The organism is Paenibacillus sp. MDMC362 (assembly GCF_003269305.1).
Lineage (GTDB): Bacteria > Bacillota > Bacilli > Paenibacillales > Paenibacillaceae > Paenibacillus_AQ.
On record NZ_QLYT01000022.1, the window covers coordinates 38,356 to 50,566 of the forward strand.

Annotated in this window: 9 protein-coding genes; 1 reads left to right on the forward strand and 8 read right to left on the reverse strand. The window is 50.8% G+C overall.

The features are described 5' to 3' along the window. Window positions 1–331: 331 nt before the first annotated feature. Entirely contained in the window at window positions 332–1,699 is a 1,368-nt protein-coding gene (locus tag DP091_RS11800) for a S1C family serine protease (protein WP_113058509.1), read from the reverse strand. A gap of 1,121 nt (window positions 1,700–2,820) precedes the next feature. Between DP091_RS11800 and DP091_RS11805 the strand changes: the two genes are divergently transcribed. Further along, the gene (locus DP091_RS11805) at window positions 2,821–3,084 is read left to right on the forward strand and encodes an alpha/beta-type small acid-soluble spore protein (protein ID WP_181469788.1); all 264 of its coding nucleotides are present in this window, start codon (window positions 2,821–2,823) and stop codon (window positions 3,082–3,084) included. A gap of 221 nt (window positions 3,085–3,305) precedes the next feature. Here the strand turns inward: DP091_RS11805 and DP091_RS11810 are convergent, their stop codons facing one another. The 7 genes from DP091_RS11810 to DP091_RS11845 all read right to left on the reverse strand — a co-directional run bounded on the left by DP091_RS11810 (window position 3,306) and on the right by DP091_RS11845 (window position 12,178). Then, complete coding sequence (locus tag DP091_RS11810) at window positions 3,306–4,109, reverse strand: MBL fold metallo-hydrolase (protein WP_071219359.1); 804 nt, start codon at window positions 4,107–4,109, stop codon at window positions 3,306–3,308. Between the two features lie 7 nt (window positions 4,110–4,116). Further along, window positions 4,117–4,866 carry a two-component system regulatory protein YycI gene (yycI, locus tag DP091_RS11815; RefSeq protein WP_071219358.1) on the reverse strand — a complete coding sequence of 250 codons (750 nt, stop codon included), beginning with the start codon at window positions 4,864–4,866 and terminating at the stop codon, window positions 4,117–4,119. Window positions 4,867–4,904: 38 nt separating this feature from the next. After that, the gene (locus DP091_RS11820) at window positions 4,905–6,185 is read right to left on the reverse strand and encodes a YycH family regulatory protein (RefSeq protein ID WP_113058510.1); all 1,281 of its coding nucleotides are present in this window, start codon (window positions 6,183–6,185) and stop codon (window positions 4,905–4,907) included. Beyond that, window positions 6,182–8,011, reverse strand: coding sequence for a cell wall metabolism sensor histidine kinase WalK (gene walK / locus DP091_RS11825; protein WP_113058511.1), 1,830 nt, complete (start codon window positions 8,009–8,011; stop codon window positions 6,182–6,184). Before walK ends, DP091_RS11820 begins: the two co-directional genes overlap by 4 nt. After that, window positions 8,011–8,742 (reverse strand): response regulator YycF, encoded by a 732-nt coding sequence (yycF, locus tag DP091_RS11830; RefSeq protein WP_113058512.1) that lies wholly within the window; start codon window positions 8,740–8,742, stop codon window positions 8,011–8,013. Before yycF ends, walK begins: the two co-directional genes overlap by 1 nt. A 915-nt stretch (window positions 8,743–9,657) precedes the next feature. Further along, a complete protein-coding gene (locus DP091_RS11840) occupies window positions 9,658–11,220 on the reverse strand; it encodes a M23 family metallopeptidase (protein ID WP_113058514.1) in 1,563 nt (520 codons plus the stop codon). Window positions 11,221–11,491: 271 nt separating this feature from the next. Beyond that, the gene (locus DP091_RS11845; protein WP_113058515.1) at window positions 11,492–12,178 is read right to left on the reverse strand and encodes a hypothetical protein; all 687 of its coding nucleotides are present in this window, start codon (window positions 12,176–12,178) and stop codon (window positions 11,492–11,494) included. Window positions 12,179–12,211 lie beyond the last annotated feature (33 nt).

A 12,211-nucleotide genomic window follows, 5' to 3' on the forward strand; every position in this document is an offset into this window, starting at 1 on the left:
AGAAAAAGAAATGTTTTTAACCCATTTGCTCATCCCGGCCGGATCTCAATCCACAAAAGCTTCCTGTCTATCCATGGATTTCACATCAATAGTCCTTATGACCCGCCATCATTTCAATGCGGACAGCAAAAAAAGAGCGTAATCCACGCTCTTCTTCGCGGCCGTTTCACGGCTCGTATCTAACCTTTTTCAAATCTCTCTATATTGGATACTATTCAACGCTAACCGTAATATATACCCAGGAAATGCTGCACTAAATAATGGACAAGCACGTTCACCCTAAAAAAAACCGCAGTGATTCAGCCAACCACGTCAGCCGATCGAGCCTGCCTTATTCTCCAGGCTTTTCTTCCAGCTTCACCTTCAGCGACTGCAGCTTGCCGTCACGATAGAAGGTCACGTCCAGGTCTTTTCCTACCTTCGTGTTATAGTAAAGGTGCTTGCGCAGCTCCAGCGTCGTCGTAATCGGCTTGCCATCCAGCTTGACGATCACGTCATTCAGCTGCAGACCCGCATCCAGCGCAGGTCCAAGCGCATCCAGCACGACCACGCCTTCGGTTACCGTCTTCGGCAGCTTGAGGTCCTCTTTCTCTTTCTTGCTCAGCGGAGCATACGGATTACCCAAGTCCACGGTATATACGCCGAGATAAGGGCGTGCAATATGCCCCTTCAGCATCAGCTCGGTTACAATCTCCGTAATTTCATTGACCGGAATCGCAAACCCAAGCCCTTCTACGCCGGTATCCGCGATTTTCATCGTGTTGATGCCGATAACTTTACCGTTCAAATCCACTAGGGCGCCCCCGCTATTCCCCTCGTTAATGGCGGCGTCGGTCTGAATGACCTCCTGCTCCCAATCATAGATGCCATCCTGGTTCAGGGATACCGGTATCACGCGGTTCGTGTAGCTGACAATCCCGGATGTGAGCGTGTCACCCAAGCCCAGCGGGTTGCCGATGGCGATGACGGTTTCGCCGAGGCGTAGCTTGGAGGAATCCCCAAACTCTGCAACCTCTCCGATACCTTTACTGTCAATCGACAGAACGGCAATATCACTAACTTTGTCCGCGCCGACCAAGGTGGCCTTCTTCTTCTCGCCGCCTACCAGCACAACCTCCAGGGAAACGGCACCATCAACCACATGGTTATTCGTAATCACAAAGGCTTTGCCCTCGAGTTTCTTGAAAATAACGCCAGAGCCCAAGGTGTCTTCCTGTGAGCCGCCGAAATCATCTCCGAAATCAAAATCCTCACCGAAGTCGAATCCCTCCGGAAGCTCAAAATCCCCTTCTTCCTCTGGCAGGGTACCGAAATCCTCTTCCAACCCTTCTCCCTCAAGGCCTTCCTCTCCAGGCATTGCGGTCTCTTTATGTGTCAGCACACTGACAACAACCGGTCGCACCTTCTGAGCAACGCTAACAATCCGTTCATAGGGATCCCCATCGGACTTGGACAGCTGATGGCTGCCATTAATCAAGGTAACCGGTGAAGAGGTCGCAGGATGGCCTGTTATGAAGCTGAACAGCATCACCGCGATCAGAGCACTGCACACAGAACTGATTGCGGAAATCTGGAATGTGGATAAACCCTTTTTACGGCGGGTCGTCCGCCACTTCGTTCGCTCAGGTCGGTCCTCGCTGGTATTTTTGCTCCGTCTGGAAATTTTAGTTGAATAGAAATCATCGTCAAATAATCCCATTGCGATCCCTCTCTCCCCTTGGTTGCTACGCGTCAAGATACTATTACCAGCTTCAGACCCTCCGCCATTACCGACTGACCTATGAAATCATCTTGTCGTCATAACAACCTGCCCTGTACCGAGTGTATCTAGCTTCCTATGAAATCGGCAGCGTGCCACCTGTTAAATATCTCTCTACTGTAAAGACTATTCAGCGGCCCAAAAAGTTGCATTTTTAAGCATTCTATTTGAACTTTTATCGAAATATCGCTCTACCAAGAATATTTCAATCCATTGCCCGAAATCTAATTCCATAAAAGGTATGTATTCCCACACAACAGTTCAAAAAAAACCCTGTATTCTTCTATTACCACAAACAGGGCGACTTAAGCGCGAAACATCTGTTTTTTCTAAAAAAATATGGGAAAACTTGGGCCATCCTTATTTTCATTATACAAAATGCCTGGTGCCTTGTTCGATGCAAGTGCTCAACAGAAGCATTCAGACCTTCTAGTGTTCCTATTGTACCACACGAACAGAGGTTCACGTCAGCTTTCTTTGATAAAAACAAATGCCAAATTGATGGCAATTTAATGAGTCGGTACAACGACATATTCTTCAATCCATAACAACGAATAGCCCGGATGAACATATTAACCTTGTATACGTAACAGCCGACCAAACGGTTCCACTATGAAGGGATTTTCTCTAATGATCCAAATTCCTCTCTTCCGGCATATCTGCTATTCCCAACTGCCTGCCACCCTCATTCGCGCATTCCCCCTTAACATACTACCCGACAATTGTGTAAAGAAAATGGCAATGCCGTCAGTCTTCCATGACGAATTCGAATCGCGTTTGAACCGCAAGCCGGAGGATCTCCGGCGACCCACACATCATTCCTATTTGGATTCCCCGCAACTTATTCTTCCTAGGTCACCCATTAAAAAAATACTTCCAGCTCCTTACGCTTCACACCTACAGACAAGATCGGTCTATCCCGGTTCTACTACTCAAATGCCCCCGTTTCCATTCTCTTCAGCTCTCCCTCATATTTGAGCTGGTTAGGTTATCCATTCATCTGCAGGTGACCCGCAGGGAATGTTATGAAGGGGAAACCATACTGCAAGGAGGGTTATGGGATGGCAAGAAGATCAAGACGGCGCCGGAGTCCCGAAATGCAGCAGTTCATGACCGACGTCATGCGGAACGAAGGCTATCAAGTGGACTCGCTGAGACAGCAGGACGTCAAATATGAGGTGGCCAAGTCACTCGGTGTTCCCCTTAAACCGGGCGACAACAGAGACCTGACCACCGAGCAGGCCGGTAAAGTCGGCGGTGCGATTGGCGGTTCCATGGTCCGGGAGATGGTGCGTATGGCACAAGAGAGTCTCAGCAAGCGTTAGAACGAGCCTCTTCTCGGAACTCAGTATCCCTTAAACAGCAAAACAGCCCCACGTCATAGTTCCCTATGATCGTGGGGCTGTTTTAGTTATGCCTATATAATGATAACTAATATAAAATGGCTCAAAAAGGAATACTTCATTGGTAAGAATGTCGTTATCTAAACTCCCTGTGCGTACGGTGTATGTCCGGGGCATGCCTTGGATGGCTGCCGACCATATGCCTATTCGCCCACCTTATCCCAAGGGGTCGGGCGGTCATAATACGTATCACACAATTTAAACTCGCTATCCTTGAAGAAGCAGCCTCGGTCCTCCATCGTATCGCGGACGGTCATTCTCGCCAGCTCCATCATGTTGTGATCCAGGCTGAGATGGGCCAGATACGTTCGTTTGGTATCCCCCGTCAGCAGCTCGCTTAAGGCATCGCCTGCCGAATTATTCGACAAATGCCCCATATCGCCGAGAATCCGGCGTTTGGTATTCCACGGATAGCGTCCCATCCGAAGCATCTCGATATCGTGATTGGCTTCCAGCACCAGGACATCCGATCCATCCAGCGCTTTCTTCACCTTATCGCTGACATAACCGAGGTCCGTGGCAACGCCCAGCTTCTCGTCGCCGTCATAGAAGCAATAACCGACCGGTGCCGCAGCGTCATGGGATATTTCAAAAGGCTCCACCCGCAGTGTGCCAAAATCCTTGACCTCATGACTCTCCAGCACAATCCGGTTCTCTTCCGCAATCTTGCCCAGCGACTTGCTCATCGCTTCCCATGTTTTCTCATTCGCGTAGATCGGCAGATTGTATTTGCGCGCCACCGCGCCAAGCCCACGGATATGATCCGAATGCTCATGCGTGACCAGGATCCCGTCGATTTCTTCCCCCATCATTTCTCGTTCTTTCAACAACTCATCGATGCGCCGTGCACTTAAGCCCGCATCAATCAACAGTGTCGTATCCTCATTGCGGACAATGGTCGCATTGCCCGTTGAGCCGCTCGACAGCACGGAAAATGAAATCCCCATAGTCTTGTTACTCCTTTGTCGTATCGCTTTTTGGCGTCAGCACGTCCCCGCTGATGCCTTGTACATAGATCATCTCGCCATGATCCAATGTAAACCGCCAGGTTGGCGCTGCTAACTGATCCTCCGTATTAAACAACTGTCCGTAATAGCCCAGCTGAATGTCCCTTACCGCCGAATCGGGCGGGATGAAGTTACGTTCAATGAGCGTTTCCAAAGCCTTGGATGCGGGCAGAACCTTTTGTTCCTCCATATCGTCGGTTGGCATAATCTCAAACACCGGCTCCCGGTACGCATGGATCTTCTGGGATTCGTAAATGAACTCCAGCTCCACATTGAACAGCGGCCACTCCTTCTGCACTAGCGGCCGAAAGACGATAATATTCTCTTTATCCGACTGCGGATCATGGCGATAATTGCCGAGATCCTTGATCTTGCCCTCAAGTGCATTCCGCAATTCCTTCTCATCGGCATAAATCAGCTCCGTATCAATCGGCTGCTCCAGCCCTACCGGCCCTCCCTGCGCTTCCGCGCTGTAGATATAATTAATCTTGGGCAGCTGCGGCGTTTCCGTCGGAATCGGACTCAGCAATTGAATCCTATTCTCCTCAATCACCTGTTGCGTGCTCTCGGAAAGCGAGGTGAAATCCAGATTGGAGCCGACCTGCTCGCGGTAATCCATCCAGAGCTGATAGCCCAGCACCAGATTCAGCAGCAAAAACGCGTAAATCAATACATTTTTGGCACGGCCCCAATCCATGATGTTCCCTCCTTATGATTCAATAACGATCTCTATCATTATTCGAGTGTGATAACTGACCCGTTCTGGAGCTCCAAGGCCCATACTGGCTTTAGCAGCAGTCCTTCTCCCGTTAGGACCGGTAAATAGGCAGGATCCAGACCTATAACCATATTTTCCCCCTCAATATATGGCTTCAGCTTCGCTTCCAGGGCCTCGCCCCCTGTCAGCTTCACCATCTGTTTCTTCAAGGCAGCAGACTCAAGATATAACAGCGAGCGCTCATACGAGGTTACCGTTCCCTGCTGTAGATCCAATTCCATGACGCCATACTGGAAGCCCGGTGTATCCAGGATCGGGAATCCGCCATAGTACTGCTGGAATTTCACCAGCGTACGATCCTCGGATTCCCCCGCCTTAGCCAGCCTGTACGTGCCATTCCAGCCCCCGTGCTGATTCACGAAATCGATAGCCGACAGCACATCCTTACCGGGGCTGCTCTCACCGGATGGCGGCGCAGCCGGATCGGTATAACTGATCCATTTTTGCCCCTGATCCACCTGCAGGCTCCGCTTACTGTCCGTATAAATCTCGGAGCCGTCTTTTTCCCGGATGTTGCGCGTGATGCTAGGGTCAAAGAACAGGCTGCGCTGCATCTGCTCTACCGTATATTCGCCAATGGGCAGTTCAATGCTGACCATATTCAGTTCCTTCGCCGGGGTATAATACCGGCCATCCACCATCTTATACGGCGTCCAGCTCAGCCCGAAGTCCACCAGCTGATCCACATCCTGGACGGTCAAATCCGCCTGGGCGGCTTCATAGACCACATCGCCCTCCGTGCTGAAAAACATGACATGGATCTTCGCTTCGCCTTCCACGCTGTACAGCCATATTTTATTGATGCTTTCCCCTTCAAACAGGGTGTCCGGGACGATCTGCATCACTCTTTGGAGCAGCGTAACCGGAATGCCCGAATCAAAGCTCAGCTCAATGCCCCGATTCTCGGAGCGAACCTTGGCCCAGTCAATGTTGCTGACCATCCGCCGCTGGAAATTATCAAAGGTCCGTCCTTTAAGCCTGTTATATACGAGATTGTAGAATGTATCGTTCGGATAGAACACCGTATGTTGGTCTTCGCCCAGATGAATGATCATCTTGTCGGGGAAGAGCAGATTCTCGGCCTTTTCCTCCGGGCCCATTTCCTCGGTTCGGATATAGGCGTTCTTGGATTGCACAACCGAATCACTGCCCGGAAAGCGGAAAATCAAAACGTAACTCTGCAGCAAACTACCCACGACCAGCACAACCAACAGAATGGTCTTTAATCGCTCCTTCACGTTAATGCCCTCCCCTCGTTATCCAGGGGCAAGGTGAAGGTCACCGTGGTGCCTTTCTCCAGCTCGGATTGAAGCGTAATAAAACCTCCATGTGCCCTGACAATTTCCCGGGCAATGGATAATCCGAGGCCTGTCCCGCCTAAATTGCGCGTTCGGGCCTTATCCACCCGGTAGAAGCGCTCGAAGATCCGGTCCAGATCCTTCTTCGGAATGCCGATCCCGGTATCCTTTACCGATAAGGACAGCATGCCATCCTCCGTTATGCTTGCATCCATGGTGATAGTGCCTCCGTCTGGCGTATATTTAAGGGCATTGGATATCAGGTTATCGAGAACCTGATCAATGCCATCCCGGTCCAGCATAGCTGTCGATACGCCCGGTTTCACCTCAATAATGGTACGGATACGCTTTTGCTTCATTTGAAAAGAGAAACGATCCTCTACGTCCTCCAGCATCTCCACAATGTCCGTTGGTTCCTTATGCAGGGCAGCCTCCTTGGAATCAAGCCGTGACAGATGCAGCAGGTCCGTTACCAGCCGGATCATCCGTCCGGTCTCATTCTGAATGACGCCGACAAATCGCGGCCCCATCTGTTTATCCTCCAGCGCCCCATCCTCGAGCGCCTCGGTATAACTCTTGATGGTGGTCAGCGGTGTGCGTAGCTCATGGGATACATTCGCCACGAACTCTCGCCGTGATGCTTCCAGCTTTTCCTGCTCGGTAACGTCTTGCAGCACTGCAATCGTACCGGTGATGCCGATTTCCCGACGGTGAATCGGAGTAAAGGTCACACGCATCATGAACGGTTCACTGCCCTCGCGCGGCACAATCTCCAGCAGCTTGGAATCATGGCCTTCGCTGCGCGCCAGCGCCTCCGATTCGGACTCCTCAAGACCCAGCAGGGATACAATATCTTGTCCTGCCAGCTCTTCCCCCTCCACGCCCAGCATTTCACTTGCGCGCCGGTTCATTAGAATCACGCGTCCCGCTTCATCGGTTGCGATAACACCGTCGCTCATATTGGTCAAAATCGAAGCAAGCTTCTCTTTCTCTTCTTCGTTCTGTGAAAGGGCTTCGCGCAGACGACTGGTCATATAGTTGAACGCCTGGCTGAGCTGGCCGATCTCATCGCTGCCGAACACCGGCGTTTTCTCGGTAAACCGGCCGTCCGCGACGGCCCGGGCATGCTTGGTCAGCTCCTTGATCGGATGGGTAATCGTATGCGACAGGATGACGCCAAGCACCGCCGTCAAGCCAAGGGCCAAGAGAATGCCCGATATAAAAATATTGTTGATCCGCTGCATCGTGCCGTACAGCTCACTCATGCTGGCTACGATATAAATCGCGCCAACGATTTTCTCGTTGTACATGACGGGCTTGGCCACCACTTTTTTGCGGATGTTATCATCATCGATGATATACTCTTCATTATCCTGTATACCCTGCAATGCCCGGCTGACAACGGTCTGCGTGTTCTTCGTGTTCACGTAATCGGCATGGGAGGGCAGCGAGGTCGTCAGTACCCGTCCGGTGGAATCCAGTACCTGAATCTCGGCTCCGTTCAGATTGAACAGATTGTTCACCATGACGCGCAGGCTCTCATACGGGTCCTCCTCCGTAACATTCTCGCCTCCAAGGGTCTTGGCCGCCAGAACCGACATCAGCTCTGCGCGTTCCTGCAAATCCTTCGTGAAATTGCTGGTCAGCGAGTTCTTCATCGCACTAACAAAATACACCCCGATCAGCTGCATCGCGATCAGTATGAGAAGGACATAAATAATGATGACCTTCGCCTGAATGGTGCGGAAGAAGGACAGCCACTTCATTACAGGCCTCCATTTTTAGCGCTGCGCATCAGGTAGCCTAGTCCGCGCCGAGTCAGGATATATTCCGGCTTGCTCGGATTCTCTTCAATCTTCTCGCGAAGTCGGCGAATGGTAACATCCACGGTCCGCACATCGCCAAAGTATTCAAAACCCCATACCGCCTGCAGCAAATGTTCACGAGTCATCACTTTACCGGCATTACGGGCCAAATAATATACCAATTCGTATTCGCGGTGCGTCAAATCGAGCGCTTCCCCGCTTTTATATACCATGTACATATCGGTATCAATGAACAGCTCAAACAGCCGCAGGCCTTGTCCGCCTGCACTTGTGCCGCCTGTGTTACCCGCTGAGTTGTCCGGCTTTTGCTGACGGCGCAGATGCGCCTTCACGCGTGCCAATATTTCTCTGGTGCTGAACGGCTTCGTCACGTAATCATCCGCGCCAAGCTCCAGTCCAAGCACCTTGTCAATCTCCCCGTCCTTTGCCGTCAGCATGATGATCGGGATCTGCAGGTTCGCGGCACGTACCTCGCGGCACACATCCATTCCGTCTTTTCCGGGCAGCATCAAATCAAGCAGCATTAAATCCGGCCGCTTCGTAAGCGCAATCTCCACCGCGCTAATGCCGTCAAAAGCGCAGATGACCTCATAGCCCTCTTTTTCCAAGTTAAACTTTAAAATATCGGCGATGGGTTGTTCGTCATCCACCACCAGAATGGTTCCCTGCATTGTCCTGTTCACCTCATACCTTCACTTAATGAGGATGTTCAAAAAGTCCCTCTTTGAACTCACACTTAAACGGTCTTCTTCCCATTTTACCACACCTGCCGACGCTGCACACCCACCGCTCCTGACAGTTGACCCGATTCAGGGGGAGTTTTCTTTGGTTGAAATTTATAACTTTCCTGGATTATGATGGGATATAATTCTCAAAAAGGGTTCATCCATCTTATTTAAGTTAATATTGAGAACTCAATCTATAAATACAGGGAGGAGTTATTTGGATGGAAAGTACAACTATAGTTACTCATTTTAGACCCATATATACTCTGTTTATCCTCATTCTGATGATCACATTGTTCATCATGATTTTTCGGAATCGCCATAAAGTAATCAATGGTTTTACAATCGCAATAATTACCCTTACTAGTTTGGCAGTATCCGCTCATCTGACCTTTCAAATAGGTTACCTTGCAGATGAATTGGGAACAGGCGGCGACACTGTATCCTTTAATATGTTTATTGCAGTAGTGATACTATCGTTGGTTAATCCCCTAGTCTACGCCTACAAAAGAGATAGTTTTTATTAATGTTTCCCACCCACACCGCCTCCCAACGGCCTACCCGATTCAGGGGGCGGCCTACCCGCTTCCCGGCGGAAGGCACGGGGATGGATTCGACAGATAAGGGAAAATATCTTGGAAGACGCCTTTGGGAGTCCTTTGTTCCCTCATAAAATTCAATTCAGACAAAGGGCGGACAACAGCGGCTGGAAAGATATTTCCCGTTCTGTCCCACATCCCCAACTACTTCTGCAAAGACGCAAAGATGGCCGCCCCCGTTAAGGAGCGGCCATCTTCACTATTATGATATATGAACCAATAATGGCTTATGTCGCATTGGTTTATCTAGTATAACACAGAACTACAGATAATTCATCGGATTTTGAGCAACTCCATTTTTTTGCACTTCGAAGTGGAGATGAGTTCCAGTAGAGCGGCCCGTATTGCCCATGACACCCAGCTTGGACCCTTGTCCAACCGATTGTCCGTTGCTTACGGAAATCCTGCTCATATGCCCATACAGGGTGCGGTATCCATTGCCATGATCGACAATGACGACATTGCCGTAACCGCTCTGCTGACCGGCGAAGACCACTCTGCCCGAGGCGGCTGCCATAATCGTGCTTCCGCCAACCATATCAACACCTTCGTGGCTTCTTCCCCAGCGATGACCGTAGGAGCTCGTAATGCGCGCCCCGCTGACTGGCCATGCGAACATGCTGCCGCCGGATTTTTGAGTCACCGTTGCCGCTTTTTTCTTCGGCGCTACCTTGGTGCCTTTATACACAACTTCCGGAAGGGATTCCTGAACCACCTGTTGGCCTGTCCATTGCTTAGAGATGACCTTGCCGTTCTCTTTGGTTACAATGTAGTCCACGGTTTTGACGCCATCCCGCCCGGGACGAACGACCTTTCGTTTCCCCAGTGGAAGCTCACTGCTCTTGCGGACAATCGTTTCCGGCTTGCTTGGCTGCTTCTCCGACACCGCCTCCACCGTTCTTACCGTCAGCGGTGCTTCCGGTTTCGTTACCTGCAGCTCGGCCCCGATCTGAACGTATTTCTCCTCCAGCCCGGGATTCAGCGCCATGACGTCAGCAGACTTCATGCCAAAATGCTGCGCAATTGAGGAGATCGTATCTCCCTCTTTCACCGTGTATACCACCGGCTTGTCCTTCGTGCCCGTAAGCACTTTCACCGCTTCTTCCACGCCCAGCACCTTGTTCGGGTCGGCCTTCGTGTTGGCAAGCGAGATCCTCTCCTTAATCTCCACGGACTGGAGCCCGCTTCCGTCATCGCTCTTCTTGCTCGATGCCGACGTCTTCGTAAAAGCGACCCTCTGGGTCTTCTCCTCCTGGGCAGCTGCCGGAGCGAACTTCAGCTTGGCCGCTTCGACGGCAGCTTTGGCTGCCTGCTGATCCTTCACGATGGCGACTGTCTTGCCGTTCACCTTCAGCTCCACACCACGGGCATATGCCTTTAGGATGTTATCCAGCTTTTGGAGAGTCTCTTCACTGTTCACCTCTGGTTTAAAGGAACGATCAGCCTTCGTTGTAATGCCATCGGTGTGAAGCACCATAAGTACGTCAGGGTGCTCCTGCTGATACTGCTTTTGCTTCTCTTTGAGCAGCTCGTCAAGCTGGGCATCATCTTGAATGGTACCGATCGCTTTTCCATCTACATACACATGATAGAACGGAACCGTATTCGCGTTCACATACGCTTTTCCGCCCGTATATATCGATCCTGCTATGAGCAATGCCCCTGCCGATATCCAAATCCACCTGCGCGGTGTAGTCCATCCCCGTTTTTGTGGATTCGACGGCTCCGAGGGCTCTCGATTCGAGTTGTTGTTGTGGGCGGAATGATCGGCTGCTTGCTTGCGCAAGAGGCTCTCCATCCACCGCTTCCCCTTAGAACCTTTCATGTCTCTCTCCTTTAAGCCTTGTTCATATGTAAGAATCTGTTCATTTGAACTCGCTGACTTAGTATTGATTATGACACAACCTGTCAAAAGGTATCAAAATTTTAACCTTTTCGATCTTCGTATACTTTAACATAGCCATTACAATCATTTCAAGTTTACGAAAACAGCGAAAAACCCGCGCCGGGCGCGGGTTTCCTGATATTCCCTAATATATAGCCTCCGTAAGTCAGTGACAAAACAGTGACAGCACAGTCCTGATAGCCGTTAGACGTTATTCTTTAAGCATGGTAATCAGTTTGTCGAATTCCTCAGCATTCAAATATTTGGATATGCCCTGCTCGATGTCCGCAAGTTCAGCTGCGGTCAATCCATCCTCCATCGCCGCCGAGATCTTCTGCATTTCCGATTGGGGCAGTTTATTCATCAGCAGGGTAAAAATCTCTTCCTTCTCCTCTGTCCGCAAGCTGTCCTTCCGATCCACAATTTCTCCCGGCGTCATCACAATCTCCTGATCTTCCAGCGAGGAATCGCCAGGCTGCTCCGTCGTGTTTGTACCCATCACCGGCAAGGAATTATCAGGTGCCTCTTCATCAGTTGGCGGCTCACCCGTCATTCCCGCCGGGTTCGAATTCGCCTCGTTATCTTCTTGGGCCTCACCATTACGATCCAAGCCGCTCCCTGACGTTGGTTCATCGGTCGTGACATTCTTATCTTCTGCCCTATTGTTATCCTCCGCGGGGGTGACACTGCCGACATCCGGCTTGGTGCCGGAGCCCATACCTAGCATCGACTTCATGATACCTCCAACCCCCATCGGCTCCGTCTCCAGCTGAATGTTAAAACTGGACAACACCGATTGAATATAGGCATTGACCACGATGCCTGTTGTCACAATCGTGAGGGTGCTCACCAGGATGGCGGTCAAGCTAACTTTCAGCAGCCATTTCGTCCACTTCATCCGTATTCCTCCTTCCTCCTACATACTCTCAAA

What these genes read in the sequence shown, in the direction of transcription:
- DP091_RS11805 (WP_181469788.1), top strand. Translation starts at nt 2,821, where the DNA reads ATGGCAAGAAGATCAAGACGGCGCCGGAGTCCCGAAATGCAGCAGTTC.
- DP091_RS11845 (WP_113058515.1), bottom strand. Translation starts at nt 12,178, where the DNA reads ATGAAGTGGACGAAATGGCTGCTGAAAGTTAGCTTGACCGCCATCCTG.
- yycI (WP_071219358.1), bottom strand. Translation starts at nt 4,866, where the DNA reads ATGGATTGGGGCCGTGCCAAAAATGTATTGATTTACGCGTTTTTGCTG.
- walK (WP_113058511.1), bottom strand. Translation starts at nt 8,011, where the DNA reads ATGAAGTGGCTGTCCTTCTTCCGCACCATTCAGGCGAAGGTCATCATT.
- yycF (WP_113058512.1), bottom strand. Translation starts at nt 8,742, where the DNA reads ATGCAGGGAACCATTCTGGTGGTGGATGACGAACAACCCATCGCCGAT.
- DP091_RS11800 (WP_113058509.1), bottom strand. Translation starts at nt 1,699, where the DNA reads ATGGGATTATTTGACGATGATTTCTATTCAACTAAAATTTCCAGACGG.
- DP091_RS11840 (WP_113058514.1), bottom strand. Translation starts at nt 11,220, where the DNA reads ATGAAAGGTTCTAAGGGGAAGCGGTGGATGGAGAGCCTCTTGCGCAAG.
- DP091_RS11810 (WP_071219359.1), bottom strand. Translation starts at nt 4,109, where the DNA reads ATGGGGATTTCATTTTCCGTGCTGTCGAGCGGCTCAACGGGCAATGCG.